The following is a 21083-nucleotide window of genomic DNA, read 5'->3' as shown; positions in this document are numbered from 1 at the left end:
TGTGGCGCATGTGACCAATGGGCCCGGTGTTTCCAAGCTGCTCCGCTCCTCCACTCCTCTGCCCTTCGCCAGGCCAAGATGGGATAAGTATGTCCATAGCGAGTCGTGTCACTGTGCGTCGCCTGTTGGGGACGGGCGCCGCCTCCCTCGCCCTCGCCGCAGCCTCCGTCGGCGCCGCCTCCGGCGCCTATGCCCACGGCGGTGGCGGTGACGGCTGGGAGTCCGGTGGCCACTACCGGCCCGGCTCCGGTGCCGGCACGGTCACCGAGACCGAGGGCTGCCAGTTCTCGCTGAACGGCACGGACTTCTTCCCCTCCGTCAAGGTCGACGACCAGAACCTGAAGCCCACGGACGACGGCAAGATCCACATCAAGGTCCGCACCGCCGGTGACGCGTCCACCTGCACCGCCTCGCTCGCCTCGTACATCGCCCACGGCCCGACCTTCGCCACCTCGGGCCAGCAGGTCTTCGTCGACTTCGACACGGTGACCGTGAAGAAGGGCCAGACCGACTCGCTCGACATCGCGGTGCCGGACGAGGGCTGCTTCGCGCAGATCGACCTCTACCGCGGCGCGGTCAAGTTCGACGGCAAGCCCGCCGCCGGTGACGGCCTCGTCCACGGCGACCTGCCCAAGGGCCCCGACCACACGGTCATCAAGGACAAGCTGATCGCGGCCTGGAACGGCGGCACGAAGGACTGCACGACCACCGAGTCCCAGCCCCCGTCCCCCTCGGCCCCGGCCTCGGTCCCCCCGTCGGCCCCGGAGTCCACCCCGCCCGCCTCGGACTCCTCGACCCCGACCCCGACCCCGAGCGCCTCCGAGTCGACCCCGGAGTCCGCCACCCCGACCCCGGCCACCTCTGAGTCGACCACTCCCGCGGCGGCGCCCTCACCCAACGGCGGTGGCGGTGGTGACCTGGCGGAGACCGGTGGCGGCAGCAACACCGGCGCGATCGTCGGCGGCGCGGCGGCACTTCTCGCGGGCGGCGCGGCGATCGTGGTCGCCACTCGTCGTCGGCGCGCTTCGCACTCGTAACCTCCGCTCGGCAGGCGGTAGTTGAGGCGCCGGGCAGGGACAAGTTCCCGGCCCGGCGTCTGCCGTCCTACCCCTCTACGCCTCGACCGTCTCCAGCCACAACTTCACGTACCGCTCCACATCCACGTCCAACCCCACGTCCACCAGGGCCTGTTCACGCGCGCCGTCATGGATCTCGGACTCGCCGTGACGCGCGCGCCGGTCGACGATCGTCTGTCCCCGGCCCGGCCCCGGGGCGAGGGAGACCTCGACGGGGAGGAGCCGGGTGGTGAGACCGCCCGGGTCGGCGACCGCGCAGACCGCGCCCGCGTCGCCGAGGCCGCCGGTGGGGGTGGGGTCACCGGACGCGGCCGGGTCGCGGTGGGCGAGCAGGTCACCGGCGAGCTTCAGCCGGGGTTCCGAACTCTCCCGCAGCCTCTGCACGTCGGCGGCCGGTACCTGGACCCGCTCGAACACATCCAATCCATACATCGTGATCGGCACCCCGGCGGTGAGCAGGATCGCGGCCGCCTCGGGGTCGTGCCACACGTTGAACTCGGCGACCGGCGTGGCGTTCCCGACCGCCACCGCGCCGCCCATGAACACAATCCGCTCGATGTTGGCCGTCACCTCGGGGAACGTCCGCAGCAGCAGCGCGATGTTCGTCAGCGGCGCGGTCGGGATGAGCGTGACCGGGCGGGGCGAGGCGAGGATCTCGCGGCGCAGCAGGGTCACCGCGTCCACGTCGACGGGCGTACGCGTGGAGTCGGGCAGCCCCATGTCGCCCATGCCGTCCTGCCCGTGGACGTGCGCCGCCGAACGCGCCGGCTCGATCAGCGGCCGGGCCGCACCCCGCGCGACCGGGATGTCACCGGCACCGGCGTGGTCCAGGACGATCAGCGTGTTCCGTACGACCTGGTCGACATCGGTGTTCCCGGCGACGCAGGTGACCGCGCGCAGGTCGAGGCCGGGGTGTCGGACGGCGAACAGCAGCGCCAGGGCGTCGTCGACCCCCGTGTCGCAGTCGATGATCACGGGGATGGGCTGACCGGTCACGTCAGGTTCCTCTCGGGATGGTTCGGCGGATCAGGCGGTTCAAGGCAGTGCACGGCAGCTGAGTCAGTGCGAGCGCAGCTGAGCCAGTTCAGGGCAGTGCGAGGCAGTTCACGGGTGACCTTACGCATCCGCCCACAGCGCGGTGCCGCGCGCCTCGACCCGGGCGCCGATGTGGTGCAACAGTTCGGCGGGCGCCAGCGGCCCGATCCGCCGCCCGTCCCGCAGTCGTACGGCGACCAGGTCGTCGGCGGCTTCGCGTTCGCCGATCACGGCCTGGTACGGGACGAGGCGCGCGGCTCGGACCCGGGCACCGAGGCTGCCCTGGTCGGGGGCGGCCAACTCGGCGCGCAGGCCACGGAGTTCGGCTTGCCGGAGGAGGTCGTACGCCTGCCCGGCCTGCGCGTCCGACACCGGCAGCACCACCAGCTGCACGGGCGCCAGCCACGCCGGAAAGGCACCCCCGTGCTCCTCCAGCAGATGCGCCACCGCCCGTTCCACGCTCCCGATGACGCTGCGGTGGACCATCACCGGGCGGTGTTTCGCGCCGTCGGGGCCGATGTAGTGCAGGTCGAAGCGTTCGGGCTGGTGGAAGTCGATCTGGACGGTGGAGAGGGTGGCCTCGCGCCCGGCCGCGTCCTCGATCTGGACGTCGATCTTCGGGCCGTAGAAGGCGGCTTCGCCCTCGGCGGACTCGTAGGGGACGCCGGAGGTGTCGAGGACCTCCTTCAGCATCGCGGTGGCCCGCCGCCAAAGTGCCGGATCCGCAACGTACTTGCCGCCTTCCCCCGGCAGCGAGAGGCGGTGGCGGGAGGCGCGGATGCCGAGGTCGGCGTAGGCGCGGGTGATGAGGGCGAGGGCGGCTCGGGCCTCGTCCGCGGCCTGGTCCAGGGTGCAGAAGATGTGGGCGTCGTTGAGCTGGATGGCGCGGACGCGGGTGAGTCCGCCGAGGACGCCGGAGAGTTCGGAGCGGTACATGGCGCCCAACTCGGCGATACGGAGGGGTAGTTCGCGATAACTGTGCGAGCGGGACCGGTAGATGAGGGCGTGGTGCGGACAGAGGCTGGGCCGCAGTACGACCTCTTCCGCGCCCAGTTTCATCGGCGGGAACATGTCGTCGCTGTAGTGGGACCAGTGCCCGGAGATCTCGTACAGCTCGCGCTTGCCGAGGACGGGCGAGTACACGTGCCGGTAGCCGGCGGCGCGCTCCAACTCCCTTACGTACTCCTCCAGTTCGTGCCGTACGGTCGCGCCGTCGGGGAGCCAGTACGGGAGGCCCGCGCCCATCAGGGGGTCGGTGTCGAAGAGGCCGAGCTCGCGGCCGAGGCGGCGGTGGTCGTACGGGGGTTTCTCGCTCATGGGTTCCTCGCTCTACGGCTGGCGGGGCGAGGAATCCGGCGACGACGAAGCCCCGGGGCACTCGCCCCGGGGCTTCGACTTGAGTCAGCAGTCAGCGCGCCGGGACAGGGTCCGGCGTCGTCGTCCAGGAGGACGGGAACGGCTTGGCGCGCTTCATGCGGCGGACCGTAGCAGTCGTACGGCGGCTTCGGCGACGGAATTAACCGGCCGCGATCGATCAGCCGAGCGCAATCAGCTGAGCTCAATCAGCCGAGTGCAATCAGCCAAGCGCAATCAGCCGAGCTGCTTGAGGAGTTCGTCGGCGACCGGGGCGGAGGACGCCGGGTTCTGGCCGGTGACGAGGTTGCCGTCGACCACGACGTACGGGGCCCAGGGCTCGCCCTCCTGGAAGTCGGCGCCGAGTGCCACGAGGCGGTCCTGGAGCAGCCACTTCACCTTTTCGGCGAGGCCGCCCTGGGTCTCCTCGGCGTTGGTGAACCCGGTGAGGCGGCGGCCGGCGAAGGCGTTCGTACCGTCGTCCTCGGTGGCCGTGAGGAGGGCGGCCGAGCCGTGGCAGACCACGCCGAGGGGCTTGCCGGAGGTGAGGGCCTGGGTGAGGAGGTGGCCGGAGTCCGCGTCGACGGCCAGGTCCTCCATCGGGCCGTGGCCGCCGGGGTAGTAGACGGCGGCGTAGTCGGCGAGGTCGACCTCGGTGAGCTTGACCGGGTGCTGGAACTCTGGGGCCGAGGTGAGGATGCCCGCTACGCGGTCGGCGTTCTCCTGGCCGCCGTTGTAGTCGGGGGCGAGGCTGCCGCGGTCCACCGGCGGTACGACGCCGCCGGGGGTGGCGACGACGACCTCGTGGCCGGCCGCCTTGAACGCCTCGTACGGGGTTACGGCCTCCTCGGCCCAATATCCGGTGGGGTGCGGGGTGCCGTCGGCGAGGGTGAGGTGGTCGGCGCCGGTCAGCACGAAGAGGATCTTCGACATGGGGGTCTCCAGTGGGGGGTGGCGTGGGATAGGTGCGGGATCGGTGAGGTGTCTCCGACAGTAGGCGGGGCGTGGAAGGTCGGCCAATGACGATTCGAATGACCGGTATTGGATTCCCGATGGCACGTGCCGCCTGGCGGTCTGTCGGCTGCGGGCCCGGTGGGGGCTGGTCGCGCAGTTCCCCGCGCCCCTGGGGGGGGTGGCGCTTGGGGCGGCTTGAGCGTCGGGCCCCCTGCGGATTTCGGGTGCGGCGCCGTGGGGGCTGAGCGCGCAGTTCCCCGCGCCCCTAGGGGGGCTGACGCTTGGGGCGACTTGAGCGTCGAGCCCCCTGCGGATTTCGTGCGCGGGCCCGGTGGGGGCTGAGCGCGCAGTTCCCCGCGCCCCTAGGGGGTGGCGCTTGAGTTGGCCTAAGGGTTGACGCCCTGCTTTTAAGGGGCGCGGGGAACTGCGCGACCAGCCCCCACCGGGCCGCACCCGACCCTCGACCGACGTGCTGGTACTCACCCGGACGGCCCGGCGCGCTGGTGGGCAGGCGCGGGCGGTGGTGCCGTTGGGGGACGCACCCCGCGCAGGACAGCCCGCCCCAGGAGGGACCCCCGATGACCCGTACCCCGGCCCGTGTCCTCCTCACCGCGATACTCGCCGCGGGCACCCCGCTGACCGCGGCCGGCTGCGCGAACGAGGCCATCCTGCACGAGGTGACGACCGCCCCCTCCCCCTCGGCCGTGCGGACGACCCCCGCCGCCCATGCCTCCCCGGCCGCCGCCCCCGTCCTCACCCCCGCCCAGGCCCAGTCCGCCCTGATCACGGACGCGGACCTCGGCGCCCCCTGGACCCCGACCCAGGGCACGGCGACCTGGCGGGACACCCTGCTGAAGGCGAAGACGGCGGCCCCCGACTGCCAACGCCTCCTGGACGCCCTCTACGCCGACGAACTCCTCGGCACCCCCGCCACCACCCAGGCGGTGACCACCCTGGACGACACCGACGACGAGGCCCAACTCCGTTACCAGGTCGCCGCGTTCGCCCCCAAGGACGTGAACCGCACCCTGGACTGGCTCCGCACCCTCCCCCAGAAGTGCGCGAACTTCACGGCGACGACCACCCGCTCCGGCACCCAGACCGTGACGGTCACCGAGGCCACCCTCCCCAACGTCGGCGACGCCCGCGAAGGCCTCCACCTCACCCTCACCGGCACCACCCCCGAGGGCGACCAGTCCACCCTCACCCTCGACACCGCCGCCGTCCGCATCGGCGACGACACCATCGCCGTCACGAACGGCGGCCTGGGGAACGTACCGCCGGACGCGACACAGCGGACGCTGGAGATCGGGGCACAGCGACTCACGGACGTGCAGAAGCAGGGGCGGGTGCAGATCTAGGAACCGGCGGGCGGCGCAGATCACCGCTTGTCGTACGGATCCGCCGGTTCCTTCACCTGCTTGACGACCGTCGCCTTGAGAATCGGCGGCCACGCCCCGTCCGTCCCCAGCTTGCCCTTGGGGACCCACGTCCCCGTAACCGTGACCCAACTGTCCGTCTGCGGTGCGCCGTCCACTTCGTCGCCCCGGATCTCGACCTTGCTGATCGTCGCGTCGGCCGCGCAGCAGGTGACGAGGAGGCGGGTGAGGTACCAGGTGCCGCCTGAGCCGTGGGTGACGAAGCCGGTCATGCGGAGGGTGCGGCCCTTGAGGGAGTGGCCGGTGTCGTAGATCGCGCGGGAGCTGTACTGGGCGACCGAGATGTCCAGCACCTTTCCGGCGGGGAGGGCGGGGAACGTGCCCACGCCCTGCGCCGCACGTTGTGCCTCCTCGCGTGACGCGCTGTACGAGCCCAGTGCGGGGGGAGGGAACAGCAGGAGCGCCAGGGCCGGGAGCGTCAACAGCCAGGCGATGCGGGGGCCGCCGTGGGAGTGCGCGTGGGAGTGGTCATGGGCGTGCTCCTCCCCCTCCGTTTCCTCCCCCTCCGCTTCCTCACCCTCCTCCTCGCCCTCCTCCTCGTGCTCCCTCTGCCGCATTCCCCTCACCGCCGCTGCCAGACCCAGCAGGATCAGCAGCGCCCCCGACACCACCAGGTACGGCCTCAACGCCGGCTGCACATACCGGAGATACAGCTCGCTGAAGAGGGAGATCCGTAGGACCGCTCCGCCCATCAGCAACAGCAGGACCGCCGAGCCGTAGCGCCTCACAACAACCACCAACCCACCAGCGTGCTGCTGACCACCGCGACCAGCCACGTCGTCGAGGAGAAACGGAAGGCGAAGGCGCGGCCGAACGTGCCTGCCTGGAGGGCGATGAGCTTCAGGTCGACCATCGGGCCCACCACCATGAACGCCAGTTTCGCCGCCGGGGAGAAGCCGCTCAGCGAGGCCGCCACGAACGCGTCCGCCTCGCTGCATACGCACAACACCACTGCCAGCAGGGCCAGTAGGAGGAGCGACAGCCAGGACGAACCCGTGAAGATGTCCAGGATCGAGCGCGGTACGGCGATGTTGAACGTCGCCGCCGCCCCCGCGCCCAGGACCAGGAAGCCGCCGGCGTGGAGGAAGTCGTGCTGTAGGCCTGCTACGAACGCCTTCACGCCTGTCGTCGGCGAAGAGGCGGCCGTTTGCGCCCGCTTCGGGAGGCGTAGCCATTCCTCCCTGCCGAATCTCGCCCACAGCCACCCCATCACCACCGCCGTCGCCAGCGATGCCACCAGGCGGGCCAGCACCATCTTCGGCTGGTTCGGGAACGCGATCGAGGTCGCCACCAGGACGACCGGGTTGATCGCGGGGGCCGAGAGCAGGAAGGCCAGCGCCGCCGCCGGGGCCACGCCCCGCCTCATCAGGCTGCTCGCCACCGGTACCGACGCGCACTCGCAGCCGGGGAGGACCGCTCCCGCCGCGCCCGCGATGGGGACGGCGAGGGCCTGGTTGCGGGGGAGGAGCTTGGTGAACACCCGTTCCGGTACGAACGCTCCGATCGCCGCCGACACCACCGTGCCCAGCAGCAGGAAGGGGACGCCCTGGACGGCGACCGCCGTGAAGACCGTCCACCAGGCCGCCACTGCGGGGGTGTAGAGGTCGATCGCGACCATCGGGCCGAGGACCGAGACGACAGTCGCGATCGCGATCAGCGCCGCGCCGCCCAGGACCGCGTAGACCATGGCGCGTACGGCCAGGCGCAGGCCGTCGGCGACCGTCCGTTCGTTCTGCACCCGCACGCGCCTGTCTCATCCCGTTTCACACCACTACGGCTACGACTCGTCCGTCGCACGGTAACCGTCGGCGCTGTGCGGTATCCCCGATTTGTCAAAGAGGTGGCTGTGCGGGGGCCGGGCCCAGGGTCGTCGTGCCGGGGGCGGTGCGGTGGCCCAGGCCGGTGCGGTACGCGTCCAGGGCCGCCTCCACCCGGCCGGTGCGGCGGAGCAGGTCGCCGAGCATGCGGCACAGGTCGGCCAGGTCGCCGGCCGCGCCCGCGCGTTCCAGGAGGCTGAGGGCGCGGACGTAGTGCTCCTCGGCCGCGTCCGTGTCGCGGGCGTCCTCGGCGATGATGCCGAGGAGGCGGTGGGCGGCGGCGGAGTGCAGGGCGCCGCGTTCGGAACTGAGGTCGCTGAGGACGTCGTGGAGGAGGGCGGCGGCCTCGTCGGACTTGCCGCGTTTGTGGAGTACGTCGGCCAGCTCTACGGCGACCTGACTGCTGTACAGCGCCGCGCGCTTCGCCGTCAGCATGGCCAGCGCCTGCCTCAACTCGACCTCGGCGCGCTCCAGTTCGCCGTCCTGGGCGTAGACATAGCCGCGCATCCAGTGGCAGTTGGCGAGTTCGGTACGGAACTGGAGCTGCCGGTACAGATCGGCGGCCTTGGCGAGGGAGGCGTCCGCCTCGGCGACCTTGCCCTCCGCTATCAGCGTCCGCGCCACCGAGCGGTGCATCCGCGCGAGCAGCGCCGGGTCCGCCACCTGCGGCGCCAGCGCGAGCGCCAACTCCGCCGCCTGGGCCGCCCTCGCGTGCGCGCCCATGTCCATGTACGGCCCTATCGCGCTCGCGTAGAGCAGCAGCAGCGCGTCGGGGTCGTGCAGGCCGCCCCGGTTCAGCTCGTCGAGCGTCGACTCCAAAAGGTAGACGGCGTAACGGAGTTCACCGGTGAGGTAGTGGGCGACCGCTCGGCCCCGGATCGCCGGAACGCGGGCGGGGAGCGGTTCGTCGGCCAGTCGTTGCTCGGCGCGCTCGAAGTGCAGGCGGGCGGCGGTCAAGTCGCCGGTGTCCAGGCCGCATTCGCCGAGCCCGAGCAGTGCTACGGCCTCCTCGTCCGCCAGCCCCAGCGACTCCGCCTCCTCCAAGAGGTCGGCGTACTGCCTGGTGGCCTCCTCCGACTCCCCTGTGGCCAGGGTGCGTTGGGCCTCGGTGAGGCGCAGGCGGAGTTCGGTGGCGAGGTGGGCGGGGCGGCCGGTCGCCAACTCCTCGTAGGCGACGCCGAGTCGCTCGGCGAGGTGGCGCAACGCGTCGTCGGAGGGGCGGACCCGGCCGGCCTCAAGCGTGGAGATGTACGCGGGCGTGTAGGCGGGCTCGGCCAACTGCCGCTGGGTGAGCCCGCGTTCGTGCCGCAACTGCTGGACCCTGCGCCCGATGACTTCCGGGTCGTCCCGTCTCACCATGCGGTTAATGATGCCAGTAAGCCGAGTTACAGACTGGCTGGTAACTCAGTTACATGGAGAGGGAGTTGATGAAGTCCTCGAAGTGGGCGCGGTTGACCGTCAGTACGGCTCCGCCGGGGTTCTTGGAGTCACGGATCGCGACGCAGGGGGCACCGGTAGCGACCTCGACGCACTCGCCGCCGTTGCTGCCGCTGAAGGACGACTTGCGCCACTCCATGGCACCGAGGGGGGCGCACTCGACGCATTCGCCGCCATTGGTGCTGCTGTAGCTGGACTTACGCCACGTCTTCCGCCCGGTCTCCATAACGTTCCTCCATCACGCGCGCGATCAGGTCGGCGGAGTCCTCTACCGAGAGGGCCCCCGCCTGCAAGCGAGCGTATCCGACGGAACGCTCCTTGATGACTTCCGGGTTGGCCGTCATGTGCCCCTGGTCGTAGCCCTCGGAGTAGTAGACGTCCGGGTCGTCGTCGAAGCGCAGGAGGGTGAAGGAGCCGATCGTCGCGGCGTGCGCACCCACGGAGAACGGCAGCACCTGGATGTTCACCCAGGGATTCCCGCGAAAGCCCTCCAGACGGGCCAGTTGCTTACGCATGACCTCACGGCCGCCGATCTCGCGGTACAGCACGGCCTCGTCGAGGACGACCCAGACCGCAGGTGGCTGCTTCTTCTCCAGAATGCGCTGCCGTTCCAGGCGCGCCGCGACCATCTCCTCGATCTTTTCCGGGTAGTCGACGGCCAGTACCGCCGCCGCGTACTCCGGAGTCTGGAGGAGTCCGTGCACCACCTGACACTGATACGAGGAGATGTAGTCGGCCTTGGCCTCCATCTCCGCGTACGGCTGGAACCACTTGGGGAGTTGGCTCCGCAGAACCATCCCGATCATGCGGGTGAAGGACCCGTCCGTCATGAACGCGGCGTCGAGGCGTTCGGAGAAGTTCCGGGTCGGGACCTTCTGGGCCGTCTCGATCTGTCCGATGAGTGAGCCGGTGCAGAAGAGGATCTTGCCGAGGCCCTCCAGCGTGAGTCCCGCCGCTTCCCTCAGCCGACGGCATTCGTAGCCGTAGTAGTCCAACGGGGATGCGCTCGGGTCGAGTTGGCGAACGTGGACCATGCGACAGTCACCTCCGAGTAGTTACCGGCATGTCGCCGAGAGTAACTACCGGACTCCGCCCGGGTGATGAGAATCACGAATTCTCCATAACGTCCGTAACGTACGGTGGAGAAATGTCCCCTTTGGCCAAGATCAGCGACTCGTACGCGCCGCGCTTCGCGGAGTTCGCGTTCGAGCCCGCCTTCGTGGCCGCCGTCGACCAGCACGTGGCTGAACTGCGTGAACGCCTCGCCGCCGGTGGCCCGGACCTGACACCCCCGCCGCCGGACCACGCAGACCTCACGGACTACGCGCTCGGCTTCCTGGACGCGCTCGCGGAGCTGGACTGGCGGGAGCCGGTCGGGCACGACTACGCGGTGTGCAGGCTGACCGCCATCAGCTGGCTGGTGCACCGGCACGGGCTGCTCCCCGAGCAGCGCCACGGTGACTGAAAAAGGGTTTCCGGTGACTCAACTCGCCCTGGACCTCTTCCCGTTGAGGGTCCCCACCCCCTAAGTTAGGCACGCATTAAGCGTGTTTAATTCGCTGCTGTCGTTGTCGCTGTCACTGTCGTTGCGAGGTAGGTATGTCCGCGCGTTACGTCAGAGGATTCTGCGCCGCTGTCATCGCCGTCGCCGCCCTGATCGGAGCGGCCGCGGCAAGCCCGGCCAAGGCGGCGGACCGCCCGCCGGTGTCTCACTCGGGCGGAAGCGTCATGTCGTCGCACGAGTAGAGCCCGGCGGGGCGGGTTCAGCACGGGTTCAGCACTTCCACGTCGCCCAGTACAGCTCCCCCTTCAGGGAGCCGTCCGACCAGGCGACGGGGGTGTCGATGTGGATGCCCGAGGAACCCTGGCCCGGGTAGTACCAGTAGTAGTGGCCGTCGACCCGCTTGCCGTAGTGGACCTCCAGCCAGCCCACCGAGTGCCGGACGTACGGCGCGAACCAGTACGCGCCCTTGTAGCCGGGGCGGATCGTGTTGGTGATGGTGCTGGCCGCGGTGCGGGTGTTGCCCAAGGTCCAGGTCTGGGAGGTCGTCGAGCTGGCGGACATGCCGGCCTCGAAGGTGTCCGAGAGGCCCGCGCTGACCTCGATGCTCTGGCCCTGCTCGTAGGAGTACGAGGTGTTCGTCGAGTAGCTGTAGTTCACGGCGTACGTGCCGTTGTCGGTGCCCGCGCAGTTCGCGACCACGTTGCTGGCCTGGTGCCGCTTGCCGAGCGCGGTCCAGGCGTTGACCTCGTGGTACTGGCAGGAGTCGGGCTTCCGGCTGCCGCTGTCGTGGTTGCAGCTCGCGAGCACGTCCGGCTTGTCGTCGCCCCAGCCGGGGCTGGAGTTGGCGCTGGCGGTCCCCGTGGAGACGGGAATGAGCACCAGGGCGAGAGCGGGCGCCAGCAGAGCCAGTCGGCGGCGGCCGCGCGGGAACACCTTCATGGTCGTTCTCCTCGTCGATACGTCGGTGGGCGTCGCCACCCGCGACGGGTGGCGACGCCTCCGATCGTCATCGCCGGGGAGTTGATCCGACAGTCCCGCCCAAGGGGCCAATCAACTCCGGATCACCCGTCCCACCTGCGCCGACACCGACGACCACTACATGTCCTGGCGCGGGTCCGTCCTCATGTCCGTCCCCCTGTCCGTCCCCATGTCCGTCCGCTCCCGCGCCGGCTGGTTCGTCATCGCGTCCTGGCGGCCCGACTGGTACGCCGTGAGGCTGCCGCGGGCGTTGGTGGTCTCGCGTTCCGCCGCCATCAGCATGCGTTCCATGCGCTGGCGCATCGGGGTGATCATGCCGCCGCCGACGCCGACGATCAGGATGCCGGCGGCGGTCGCGAGGGCCGCGTAGAGGACCGGCTGGGTGACCGAGGTGGCGATGCCCGCCTGGCCGAGGGCGGCGATCACGCCGAGGGCCATGATGCAGGCCCAGACGATGGTCGCGAGCATCTTGCCGTACGACATCGAGGAGAGGGCGCTGCCTACGATGCCCCGGACCGCGTTGGCGATGGCCATCGCGACGACCACCAGGACGACCGCGACGATGCCGCGCGGGAGCCAGGCGACGATGCCGTTGATCATCGTGCTGACCGGGTTGGAGCCGAAGACGCCGAGCGCGAGCTGGAGGGTGATCAGCATCAGCGCGTAGTAGACGATCTTGCACACGATGCCGGTCATGTCGTACTTGGAGTCCCGCAAGTACCGTTCCGTACCGGCCCGTTCGGAGAGTTTCTCCGAGCCGACCTTGCGCAGCACCCGGTCCAGGACGCGGGCGATCATCTTCGACACGAACCAGCCGATGGCCAGGATGACCAGGAAGCCGACGAGCTTCGGCACGAACTGCGCGACCTTCGACCAGGCGTCGTTCAGCCCCTGGGTGAAGTTGATGGCGAGGGTGGCTTCGGGAACAGCCATGGGCGGCACTTCCTTCGGTGGGTCCTGATGGGTACTACCGGCCCCCTTGTTCTTTCTTCGTTCCTCATCAGTGGAGCAGTGACGTGCGGGCGTGGCCGCGTGAGCTGGGCCGTACGGGTGAGACGCCTGTGGATCAGCAGATGCGGCGGTACGGGGCGTCCGGTACGTACGTCCGCCACCGCGCCCTCGTCAGCTCCGCGTTCCCGGTGCGCGCGCAGATCCGTGCCAGGGCCCGGGCGGGGTCCACGACGTAGCGCTGGAGCGGGACGTGGGCGCTGCCGGCGTAGACCGTGGTGCCGTCGGGGCTGAAGGCCAGGGACGTGATCGCCTCGCCCGGGGTCGTCAACGGGGCGCTGCTGAGCGGCTGTTGGGTGGCCACGTCCCAGAGCTGCAGGCTGCCGCCGTCGCCGCCGACCGCGAGGGTACGGCCGTCGGGGCTGAAGGCGACGGCCGAGACGCCTTCGGGGGTGGTGCCGGTCGGGGTGGTGCCGGCGGGGGTGGGGAACACGTTGCGCAGGACGCCCTCGCGGTGGCGGAGCCTTCCGTCCCAGAGGTCGACCCGGCCCGACTGGTCACCGGCCGCCAGCACGGACCCGTTCGCCGTGAACGCCAGCGCGCCGATCTCGTCGCCCTGCACGAGGTCCTGCCCGGCGGAACGGCCCGAGGGCAGCGCGGCCACCCGCCCCTCGCCGACCAGCAGCCCGCCGTCCGGGCGCACGGCGAGGTGGCTGCCGGTGACGCCTGTCAGGGCCGTGGTTCTGCGGTGGCGGGTGAAGTCCCATGCCTCGTCGGTGAGTTGGGCCACGGCGGAGCTGCGGACCGCGTAGAGGTCGTGGCCGGTGCTCGGGCCGAGGGTGAGGGTGAGGACCGTGTCGCCCGGCAGGTTCAAGGTCGCGAGGGACCGCCCGCGCGGCACGTCCCAGACCCCGAACGGCTGTGCCACCGCTTCCCTCCCGGGCGCCGAGACGCCGTACGCGAAGCGGGTGCCGTCCGGGCTGAACGCCATCAGGGGGAGGGTGCCGGCGGGCTCGGTCGGGCGGGCGGGGTCGGTGGAGACGGGGACGGGGGCCGGCGGGAAGGTGTGGCGGAGGCGGCCGGTCGCGGTGTCGTAGAGGCGGAAGAGGTAATGGCCGCCGGTGCGGCGGGTGGTGGCGTAGGTGGTGCCGTCGGGGCTGAAGCGGATGCCGGTCAGGGGGGTGGGGCGCCAGGCGGGGGTGACCGAGGCGCCCAGGTCGAGGGTGTGGACGGTGCCGCTCTCCAGGTAGCGCAGGTTGTGGCCGTCGCGGTCCCAGACGAGGCCGCCGTACAGGTGCTGGTTGTCGAGGTCGTGGCGGAAGACGGGGGTGGCGGGGGCCGTGAGCCGCCAGACGCGGAGTTCGGAGGCGTCCGCCGTGGCCATGAAGGTGCCGTCGGGACTGAAGGACGCGTACTGCACGCCGGTGTCGTGGAGGTCGGCGGTTCTGCGGCCCGTCGTGGTGCTCCAGATGCGGAGGCCGGTGGCGTTGGCTGCGGCGAGGTGGTTGCCGGTGAGGGTGAGGAGGGGGGCGTCGGTGTCGCAGAGGGTGGGGGTTTGTTGCCAAGTGCCTGGTAGGGGGCGGGAGTTGACCGTGTTCCATACGTGCACGGTTCCCGCCGAACAGGCGGCGACTGTACGGCCGTCCGGGCTGACCGTGGTGAGGGACGCGTCCGGGGCGCGTGCCTCGAAGGTGATGTGGCCGTCGGCTGTCGAGCGGAGGCGGATGTGGTCGCCCTCGGTGGTGAGGAGGGTGTGGCCGTCGGGGGTGACGTGGGTGGCGCCGATGTCGTGGAGGGCGGGGGTGCCGGTCCAGTGCCGGGTGAGCGTGTTCCAGAGGCGGAGGGTGCCGTCGGCTTCCGTGACCTCGAGGATGTGCGCGTCGGCGTCGGTCACCGTGCCGTTGGGGATCCGGCCCGAGGCGGTGGCGTGGTGGGTGGTCACGTTCCAGGTGTGCCAGGTGTCGCCGGATGCGCTGAGCAGGGTGTGGCCGTTGTCGGTGAGTACCCGGTGGGTGTCGGCGCCTGGTGCGGGGTCGGTGAACGTGTCTGTTTCCGCCTGTGCGAGTGAGCCGAGCAGTGCGCGGCGGGTTTCGGGCAGCTGGTCCATTTGCCAGGCGGCTACGCCGAGTTGGAGTGCGGTGCGGGGGTCTGTGGTTCGGAGGGCGTCGGCTACGTCGGCGATTCTGCGGGCCGCGCTCTGGGTGTGTTGGCGTTGGTTTTCGTCCAGTTCGTGGCATACGGCGAGGGTTGTCAGTGCGGCTATGGCCAGGACGACGGAGAGGGAGGCGGTGAGGAGGCGGTGGCGTCGGCTTGTTCGGGTGGCTGTGCGGTGTTCGGTTTCTCGGGCGGCCAATGCGGCGGTGAGGAAGGCGTGTTCGGGGGTGGTGAGGGGGGTGGGGGGAATGGGTTGAGTGTCGGGTGCGGGTTCGTGGGGGCTGGTCGCGCAGTTCCCCGCGCCCCTAAAAGAATTGCCGCCGAGGGGGGTGAACAGTTCCTCCGCTCGGGACAAGCGGGTGCCCCGGTACAGGGTGCCCGGGTCTTGGTCGTGGTCCAGCCAGGTGCGGGTTGCTTCTGTCAGCATGCGGTGGTGGCGTAGGCGTTCGCGGTCCTGTTCTATCCAGTTGTGGAGGCGGGGCCAGCAGGTGATCAGGGCCTCGTGGGCGAGGTGGACGCCGGTCTCGTCGGCGGTGAGGAGGCGGGCTCGGGTGAGGCGTTCCAGGACCGCCGGGATCGCTGGGTTCGGCCAGTCCGACAACTCCGCGCGGGTCAGGGGGCGGCGGGTGTCCGGGGTGCCCTGGCCGGGGACGATCATGCGGAGCAGGAGGTGGCGGGCTGTGGTGGACTCGGTGGGAGACAGGGTGCCGTAGATCTGTTCCGCTGTTGCGGCGATCGCGCCCCTCACCCCGCCTGCCGCCTCGTAGCCCGACAGCGTCAGCAGGCGGCCCTTTCGGCGGCGCCAGGTTTCCGCGAGGGCGTGGGAGAGCATCGGGAGGCCGCCGGGTTCGTCGAGGGTCTCCTCCAACAGGCGGGCGGTCAGGGTGCGTTCGACCAGGCAGCCGGTCGCCTGGGCCGGGCCCACCACCGCCTCGCGCAACTCCTCCGCCGTCATCGGACCGAGCAGCAGCGCGGCCCGGTGCAGCGCGTCGGCCAGGCCGCGGTGTTCGGCGCAGCGGGCGTAGAAGTCGGCGCGGACGGAGACCAGGACGCGCAGGCGGGTGTCCTCGTCGCGGGCGGCGAGGAGCAGGTCGATGAAGCGGGAGCGTTCGGCCGGGTCGTGGCAGAGGGTGAAGATCTCCTCGAACTGGTCGACCACCACCCAGCTCTCCGGTTCGGCGGGGGCGGGGGTGAGGAGGTGGGCATAGGTGGTGGCGGGGGTCGGGCCCGGGGTCAGGATGCGCAGCCTCGCCGGGCAGGTGCCGGCCGCGATCTCCTCCTGGAGGCGGGCGATCAGGCCGGCCCGCAGCAGCGACGACTTGCCGCTTCCCGACGGGCCGAACAGGACCGCGAAACGGTGGTCGCGGACCAGCGCGTGGAGGTCGGCGATGACCCGGTCGCGGCCGAAGAAGAGGTGCCGGTCGGCGGGTTCGAAGCGGGCGAGGCCACGGTACGGCGGTGCCGGGCTGTTGTCGTCCGGGTCCGTCGCCTCGGCGGCGCGGTTCGCCTCCGCCTCGGCCTCCTTCCAGCGCGGGCCCCACTCCGCCGGGTCGCCGTCGCAGGCCCGCACGTACCCCTCGACCACGGCGAGCGTCGGCAGCCGTTCGCCGGCCGCGGCCTGGGACAGCGTGGTCGCCGAGAAACCCGCCGCCTTCGCCATCGTCCGGTACGACGGCCCGCCCGCGGCCCGGCGCAGTTCCCGCAACGCGTGCGCGAGCCCCTGCACGGCACCCGCCCCCGGGTCGACCGGTCGCTCGGGACGACCCATGCGCGTACCTCCGTAGACCTGACGAAAGCGACATCCGGAGCGACGACCATACGGATGATCAGGAAACGGCGGGGTTGCCCCTGGGTGACGTGTGGGTGACGCGGGTCCGCCCATGTCCTTACAACGGGACTGAACGCCCTGGTGGGAGGGGCGTGGCATCGCCCACACCGGTCCCCGCCGGGGGCTCCCGTACGCACATCCGGCGCGCATACGCTGCCCCCGTGACCACTTCCCCCGCCGCTTCCCCCGCCGCGCGCACCGCACTCGACCTCACCGCGGACCTCCCGGTCCCCGACCTGGAGGACTTCTACCGGGACCTGCACCGACACCCGGAGCTGTCCGGCCGCGAGCACCGCACGGCCACGAAGCTCGCCGAACGTCTCACCAAGGCGGGCTACGACACCGTCGAGGGCATCGGCGGCACCGGCGTCGCCGGGGTGCTCCGCAACGGCGACGGCCCGACCGTCCTGCTGCGCGCCGACATGGACGCGCTGCCGGTGCAGGAGGAGACGGGGCTGTCGTACGCCTCCTCGGTCCCCGGCGCGATGCACGCCTGCGGGCACGACCTGCACGTGACCTGGCTGGCGGGCGCGGCCCAGGCGCTGGCCGCCGGGCGGGACGCCTGGTCGGGGACGCTGGTGCTGGTGGGGCAGCCCGCGGAGGAGACGGGTTCGGGTGCGGCGGCGATGGTGGCCGACGGGCTGTACGAGCGCGTCCCGCGTCCGGACGTGCTGCTCGCCCAGCACGCGGCACCGGGGCCCGCCGGGTTCTACCCGCACGTGCCCGGCCTGATCATGTCGGCCTCGACGGACATCGACATCGTCGTCCACGGCCTCGGCGGTCACGGTTCCCGGCCCGAGGCCACGGTCGACCCGGTCGTCACCGCCGCGTACCTGGTGACCCGCCTGCAGACGGTCGTCTCCCGGGAGATCGCGGCCCGTGACTCCGCCGTCCTGACGGTGGGCCGGATCGAGGCGGGCACCCGGCACAACATCATCCCGACCGAGGCCCGGATCTCCCTCAACCTGCGCACCCAGTCCGACGACGTGCGGGAGCGGATGATCGCCGCGATCCGCCGTATCGCGTCCGGCGAGTGCCTCGCCGCGGGGTGCCCGCGCGAGCCCGAGGTGACCATCGGCACCAGCCTCCCGACGATGGTCAACGACGCGGACACCGACCGCCGGATCGCCGCCGTGCACACCGAGGTCCTCGGCGCGGGCACGGTCTTCGACCCCGGCCCGGCGACGGGCAGCGAGGACTTCCCCCGGCTGGTGCCGGAGGGCGTCCCGTACTCCTACTGGTTCGTGACGAGCACCCCGGCGGACGTGTGGGACGCGGCGCCCGGCACGGACCTGATGGAGAAGTTCCACGCCGTCCCCAGCAACCACAGCCCGAACTTCGCACCCGACCTGGTGACGGTCGTACCGGGTGTACGGACCCTGGTGTCGGGCGCGTTGGAGATGCTGACGGTGAAGTAGGCGTGGTCGCCGGGGGGGCCGTGCTGGGGTGGAACGTGCCGGGGTGGATCGCGTCAGGCGATGACCGCGTAGCCGTCGACCTCGATGAGCCACTCCGGCAGGCCGAGCGCCTCGACGCCGAGGTACGTGCTGGCCGGCAGCGGCCACTCGCCGTCGAAGGCCTTGCTGCCTGCGGTGAAGACCGTGTCGATCATCTCGGGGCGGTGGCCCACGACATGGATCGTCATCTTGACCAGGTCCGCCGGGGTGGCGCCTGCCGCTTCGAGCGCGGCCCTGAGGTTGCGGAAGACCTGTTCGGCCTGGGCGGCGAAGTCGCCGGGGCCGACGAGGTGGCCTTCGGCGTCGATGGCGACCTGGCCGGCGATGGCCACGAACCGGGTGCCGGTCGCGGCGACGACCTGCGTGTAGAGGTTCATGACGGGCGGGGCGAGCGTCGGGGGGTTGATCATCTCCGCGGACATGTGTGCTCCCAAGGGCGTTGTGGAGAGGGTGAGTTGGGTCGGGCAACGGTGTTGTGGAGAGGGTGGGTCGGGTCGCGGGAAGACGGCGGGGACTGATCAGTGCCGGTGAGCGGGGTGAGGCGGGCGTGCCAGACCGCGCGTCTGCGACAGGGTCCGCCGGACAAGCCCCGAGGGACTGCGGCAGACCGGGCGTAGCGGACGGGACCGTTACCGGTCGGTCCCGGTGAGGCCGGCCCGGTCGAGGGCGTCCCGGGTGGCGGTCGTGAGTTTTCCGGGGTCGTTCTCCTCGGTCGCCCAGGCCACGTGCCCGTCGGGGCGGATCAGCGCGGCGGTGACCTCGGCCCAGGGAGCGTGGTCCCCGGTGAGCGTGCCGGTGCGGGTGACCAAGGGGCCGTCCTCGGCGGTGGCCAGGGGCGTTGCCTGGTCGTCATGGGGGCCGCGCAGGTCGAGCAGGACGTGGTGGCCGGTCCGGAGCAGGGCGAACACCGTGTCGCCGCCGTCGGTGAAGGCGAGGTCGGGCGCTCGTCGGCCCACGAGCGGGTGCGCGTCGGCGGTGGGGGCGTCGTAGGCGACGTGCAGGCCGGACAGCCGCTCGGCGAGGGTCCGGCTCAACGACGGCTGCTCGGCGACGAGTTGGCTGAGCAGCGAACGCAGTCGCTGGCCGTCGGGGGTGAACGCGGCGATCAGGGCCGTCTGGGCGCGGGTGTGCTCCAGCAGGTCGGCGCCGACCGGGTGGCGCTCGTCGTGGTACGTGTCGAGCAGGCCCGCCGGTGCCCGGCCCTGGATGGTGGCCGCGAGTTTCCAGCCGAGGTTGGTGGCGTCCTGGACGCCGACGTTGAGCCCCACCCCGCCCGCGGGCATGTGCTGGTGGGCGGCGTCGCCGGCGAGGACCACCCGGCCCTTGACGTAACGCTCCGCCAGGCGACTGGTGTTGCCGTAGCGGGACAGCCAAGTCGGCGAGTGCAGGCCGAAGTCGGTGCCCGTGACCTGCCGGACGTTCGCCCGCAGTTCCTCCAGGGTGAGGTCGCCGGGCCAGTCGGTGCGGACGTCGGCGGGCACGGTGCCCACGACGCGGTGCAGGCCGCCCGGCAGCGCGACGATCATGACGAGGCCGTCGATGCCGGTCCTGCTGAACGCCGCACCGGGCGGGGGCTCGTCCAGGACGACGTCCCCGAGGAAGCCCAGCACGGTGAAGTCGTCGCCCGGGTAAGGGATGTGGGCGCTGGTGCGGACGGTGCTGCGGGTGCCGTCGCAGCCGGCGACGTAGAGCGCTTCCTCGTCGTACGGGCCGTCGGGGCCCTCGATGTGCACGGTGACCGAGTCGGGGGTCTCGGTCAGACCGGTGACGCGGTGGCCGCGGCGGATGTCCGCGCCGGCCGCCCGGGCGTGGATCTCGAACAGTTCCTCGGTACGGCACTGGAGCAGCGCCAGGGTGAAGGGGTAGCCGGTCTCCAGCAGGCCGAAGTCGAGCCGGCTGTCGAGGACCGCGAAGTGCCCGCTGGGGATGTGCAGGCCCTCTTCGAGGAAGGGCTGCTCCAGGCCGCGCGAGGCCAGCAGCTCGATGGTGCGGGGGTGGACGGTGAGCGCCTTGGACTTCGGATCGGGCTCAAGTCGCGGCTCCACGACGGTGACCGTGATGCCCGCGAGCCGCAGCTCCGCGGCCAGCCAGAGCCCGACGGGACCCGCTCCCGCGATGACGACCTGCTGATTCATGGCGACCTGCCGACTCGTGGCGACCTGCTGGTTCATGACGCTCCGATCCCGTGGGCGAACGCGGTCGTCCAGGCCGCCACGGCCCGGCGGCTCGCGCGGATGGTGGGGGCCAGGACGTCGAACATGTGCGGTACGCCGGGTACGAGGTGGAGTTCGACGGAGTTGCCGGCCGCGCTCAGCCGGGCGGCGAACTCCAGCGCCTCGTCCCGGGCCGGATCGACCCCGTCGGCCAGGATGTAGGCGGGCGGCAGGTCGCTCAGGTCCTTCGCCCGGGCCGGTACGGCGTAACCGGCCGCCGGGTCGCTCCCCTGGAGGTAGAGCTCCCAACCGGCCGCCGCCCCTTGGCGGTTGAAGAGCTTCGGATCGGTGACGGCCCGGGCCGACCCGGTCTCCAGGCGGTCGTCGAGAACCGGGTAGCCGAGGTGGAGGTACCTGATCCTCGGCCCCTGCCGGTCGCGGGCGGCGAGGGCCACGGCCGCGACCAGGGCGGCGCCGGCGGAGTGCCCGCCCAGGGCCAGCCTCGTCACGTCGACGCCCAGGGCGTCCGCCTCGTCGACGACCCAGCGCAGGGCGGCGTAGCAGTCGTCGAACGCGGCGGGGTAGGGGTTCTCGGGGGCGAGCCGGTAGTCCGGGGCGACGACGGCGATACCCAGTTCCGCGGTCAGCCGCCGGCAGGTCGCGTCCTCCGCGTTGGGCCCGCCGAGGACGAACCCGCCCCCGTGGATCCAGACCGCCACGGGCAGCGGGGCGGCGCTCCGGGACACGGGGGTGTAGATCCGCAGGCTCAGCGCGTGCCCGTCCACGCCCTGCACGGGGATCTCGCGGTCCTCGACGTTCACCTCGCCGTCCGACCTGCCGTCACCGCTGGCCGCGAGCAGGGCCACGCGGGCCCCCCGCACATCGGCGAACACGTCCATCTCCGGCAGTGACTCATAAACCGGAAGAAACTCAGGATCCAGGAACACAGC

General features: G+C 71.3%; 18 protein-coding genes. 4 read left to right on the top strand and 14 right to left on the bottom strand.

The window, feature by feature from the left end; translation table 11 throughout:
• The first annotated feature begins 89 nt into the window (after positions 1-89).
• A complete protein-coding gene (locus tag R2B38_RS20840; protein ID WP_318017575.1) occupies positions 90-1037 on the top strand; it encodes an LAETG motif-containing sortase-dependent surface protein in 948 nt (315 codons plus the stop codon).
• Between the two features lie 75 nt (positions 1038-1112).
• Here R2B38_RS20840 and R2B38_RS20835 read toward each other — a convergent pair whose 3' ends face one another.
• The 3 genes from R2B38_RS20835 to R2B38_RS20825 form a co-directional block, all read right to left on the bottom strand.
• Entirely contained in the window at positions 1113-2072 is a 960-nt protein-coding gene (locus R2B38_RS20835) for a nucleoside hydrolase (protein WP_318017574.1), read from the bottom strand.
• Between the two features lie 120 nt (positions 2073-2192).
• Positions 2193-3428 (bottom strand): threonine--tRNA ligase, encoded by a 1236-nt coding sequence (gene thrS / locus R2B38_RS20830; protein ID WP_318017573.1) that lies wholly within the window; start codon positions 3426-3428, stop codon positions 2193-2195.
• 273 nt (positions 3429-3701) lie between these two features.
• Positions 3702-4397 carry a type 1 glutamine amidotransferase domain-containing protein gene (locus R2B38_RS20825; RefSeq protein WP_318017572.1) on the bottom strand — a complete coding sequence of 232 codons (696 nt, stop codon included), beginning with the start codon at positions 4395-4397 and terminating at the stop codon, positions 3702-3704.
• 599 nt (positions 4398-4996) lie between these two features.
• On the opposite strand from R2B38_RS20825, the gene R2B38_RS20820 reads away from it, so the two are divergent.
• Entirely contained in the window at positions 4997-5779 is a 783-nt protein-coding gene (locus R2B38_RS20820) for a hypothetical protein (RefSeq protein WP_318017571.1), read from the top strand.
• A 20-nt stretch (positions 5780-5799) separates the two neighbouring features.
• On the opposite strand, the gene R2B38_RS20815 is transcribed toward R2B38_RS20820, so the two are convergent.
• From R2B38_RS20815 to R2B38_RS20795, 5 genes are all read right to left on the bottom strand, one after another.
• The gene (locus R2B38_RS20815) at positions 5800-6585 is read right to left on the bottom strand and encodes a TIGR03943 family putative permease subunit (RefSeq protein ID WP_318021750.1); all 786 of its coding nucleotides are present in this window, start codon (positions 6583-6585) and stop codon (positions 5800-5802) included.
• Positions 6582-7544, bottom strand: a complete 963-nt coding sequence (locus tag R2B38_RS20810) for a permease (RefSeq protein ID WP_318021749.1) — start codon at positions 7542-7544, stop codon at positions 6582-6584. Before R2B38_RS20810 ends, R2B38_RS20815 begins: the two co-directional genes overlap by 4 nt.
• Before the next feature lie 145 nt (positions 7545-7689).
• The gene (locus R2B38_RS20805) at positions 7690-9033 is read right to left on the bottom strand and encodes a helix-turn-helix domain-containing protein (protein ID WP_318017570.1); all 1344 of its coding nucleotides are present in this window, start codon (positions 9031-9033) and stop codon (positions 7690-7692) included.
• A 49-nt stretch (positions 9034-9082) separates the two neighbouring features.
• Positions 9083-9337: a DUF397 domain-containing protein gene (locus tag R2B38_RS20800; RefSeq protein ID WP_318017569.1), complete on the bottom strand. Its 255-nt coding sequence runs from the start codon at positions 9335-9337 to the stop codon at positions 9083-9085.
• The gene (locus tag R2B38_RS20795; protein WP_318017568.1) at positions 9309-10145 is read right to left on the bottom strand and encodes a helix-turn-helix transcriptional regulator; all 837 of its coding nucleotides are present in this window, start codon (positions 10143-10145) and stop codon (positions 9309-9311) included. Before R2B38_RS20795 ends, R2B38_RS20800 begins: the two co-directional genes overlap by 29 nt.
• Before the next feature lie 113 nt (positions 10146-10258).
• Between R2B38_RS20795 and R2B38_RS20790 the strand changes: the two genes are divergently transcribed.
• Positions 10259-10576 carry a DUF6401 family natural product biosynthesis protein gene (locus R2B38_RS20790; protein WP_033284114.1) on the top strand — a complete coding sequence of 106 codons (318 nt, stop codon included), beginning with the start codon at positions 10259-10261 and terminating at the stop codon, positions 10574-10576.
• A 309-nt stretch (positions 10577-10885) separates the two neighbouring features.
• Here R2B38_RS20790 and R2B38_RS20785 read toward each other — a convergent pair whose 3' ends face one another.
• The 3 genes from R2B38_RS20785 to R2B38_RS20775 form a co-directional block, all read right to left on the bottom strand.
• Complete coding sequence (locus R2B38_RS20785) at positions 10886-11554, bottom strand: hypothetical protein (RefSeq protein WP_318017567.1); 669 nt, start codon at positions 11552-11554, stop codon at positions 10886-10888.
• Positions 11555-11710: 156 nt separating this feature from the next.
• Positions 11711-12526 (bottom strand): mechanosensitive ion channel family protein, encoded by an 816-nt coding sequence (locus R2B38_RS20780; RefSeq protein ID WP_318017566.1) that lies wholly within the window; start codon positions 12524-12526, stop codon positions 11711-11713.
• A 133-nt stretch (positions 12527-12659) separates the two neighbouring features.
• Positions 12660-16463 (bottom strand): helix-turn-helix domain-containing protein, encoded by a 3804-nt coding sequence (locus R2B38_RS20775; protein WP_318017565.1) that lies wholly within the window; start codon positions 16461-16463, stop codon positions 12660-12662.
• A gap of 221 nt (positions 16464-16684) precedes the next feature.
• Between R2B38_RS20775 and R2B38_RS20770 the strand changes: the two genes are divergently transcribed.
• The gene (locus tag R2B38_RS20770) at positions 16685-17941 is read left to right on the top strand and encodes an amidohydrolase (RefSeq protein ID WP_318017564.1); all 1257 of its coding nucleotides are present in this window, start codon (positions 16685-16687) and stop codon (positions 17939-17941) included.
• 53 nt (positions 17942-17994) lie between these two features.
• Here the strand turns inward: R2B38_RS20770 and R2B38_RS20765 are convergent, their stop codons facing one another.
• From R2B38_RS20765 to R2B38_RS20755, 3 genes are all read right to left on the bottom strand, one after another.
• Positions 17995-18402, bottom strand: coding sequence for a RidA family protein (locus R2B38_RS20765; RefSeq protein ID WP_318017563.1), 408 nt, complete (start codon positions 18400-18402; stop codon positions 17995-17997).
• Positions 18403-18609: 207 nt separating this feature from the next.
• Entirely contained in the window at positions 18610-20151 is a 1542-nt protein-coding gene (locus R2B38_RS20760; protein WP_318017562.1) for an FAD-dependent monooxygenase, read from the bottom strand.
• Positions 20148-21080, bottom strand: coding sequence for an alpha/beta hydrolase (locus R2B38_RS20755; RefSeq protein WP_318017561.1), 933 nt, complete (start codon positions 21078-21080; stop codon positions 20148-20150). The genes R2B38_RS20760 and R2B38_RS20755 overlap by 4 nt, the downstream gene beginning before the upstream one ends.
• Positions 21081-21083 lie beyond the last annotated feature (3 nt).

Origin of the sequence: Streptomyces sp. N50 (assembly GCF_033335955.1) — a bacterium.
Classification (GTDB): domain Bacteria; phylum Actinomycetota; class Actinomycetes; order Streptomycetales; family Streptomycetaceae; genus Streptomyces.
This window is presented reverse-complemented; position numbering and strand designations above follow the sequence as displayed.

What these genes read in the sequence shown, in the direction of transcription:
- thrS (WP_318017573.1), bottom strand. Translation starts at nt 3,428, where the DNA reads ATGAGCGAGAAACCCCCGTACGACCACCGCCGCCTCGGCCGCGAGCTC.
- R2B38_RS20800 (WP_318017569.1), bottom strand. Translation starts at nt 9,337, where the DNA reads ATGGAGACCGGGCGGAAGACGTGGCGTAAGTCCAGCTACAGCAGCACC.
- R2B38_RS20805 (WP_318017570.1), bottom strand. Translation starts at nt 9,033, where the DNA reads ATGGTGAGACGGGACGACCCGGAAGTCATCGGGCGCAGGGTCCAGCAG.
- R2B38_RS20810 (WP_318021749.1), bottom strand. Translation starts at nt 7,544, where the DNA reads ATGGTCTACGCGGTCCTGGGCGGCGCGGCGCTGATCGCGATCGCGACT.
- R2B38_RS20785 (WP_318017567.1), bottom strand. Translation starts at nt 11,554, where the DNA reads ATGAAGGTGTTCCCGCGCGGCCGCCGCCGACTGGCTCTGCTGGCGCCC.
- R2B38_RS20840 (WP_318017575.1), top strand. Translation starts at nt 90, where the DNA reads ATGTCCATAGCGAGTCGTGTCACTGTGCGTCGCCTGTTGGGGACGGGC.
- R2B38_RS20795 (WP_318017568.1), bottom strand. Translation starts at nt 10,145, where the DNA reads ATGGTCCACGTTCGCCAACTCGACCCGAGCGCATCCCCGTTGGACTAC.
- R2B38_RS20820 (WP_318017571.1), top strand. Translation starts at nt 4,997, where the DNA reads ATGACCCGTACCCCGGCCCGTGTCCTCCTCACCGCGATACTCGCCGCG.
- R2B38_RS20780 (WP_318017566.1), bottom strand. Translation starts at nt 12,526, where the DNA reads ATGGCTGTTCCCGAAGCCACCCTCGCCATCAACTTCACCCAGGGGCTG.
- R2B38_RS20825 (WP_318017572.1), bottom strand. Translation starts at nt 4,397, where the DNA reads ATGTCGAAGATCCTCTTCGTGCTGACCGGCGCCGACCACCTCACCCTC.
- R2B38_RS20790 (WP_033284114.1), top strand. Translation starts at nt 10,259, where the DNA reads ATGTCCCCTTTGGCCAAGATCAGCGACTCGTACGCGCCGCGCTTCGCG.
- R2B38_RS20775 (WP_318017565.1), bottom strand. Translation starts at nt 16,463, where the DNA reads ATGGGTCGTCCCGAGCGACCGGTCGACCCGGGGGCGGGTGCCGTGCAG.
- R2B38_RS20760 (WP_318017562.1), bottom strand. Translation starts at nt 20,151, where the DNA reads ATGAACCAGCAGGTCGCCACGAGTCGGCAGGTCGCCATGAATCAGCAG.
- R2B38_RS20765 (WP_318017563.1), bottom strand. Translation starts at nt 18,402, where the DNA reads ATGTCCGCGGAGATGATCAACCCCCCGACGCTCGCCCCGCCCGTCATG.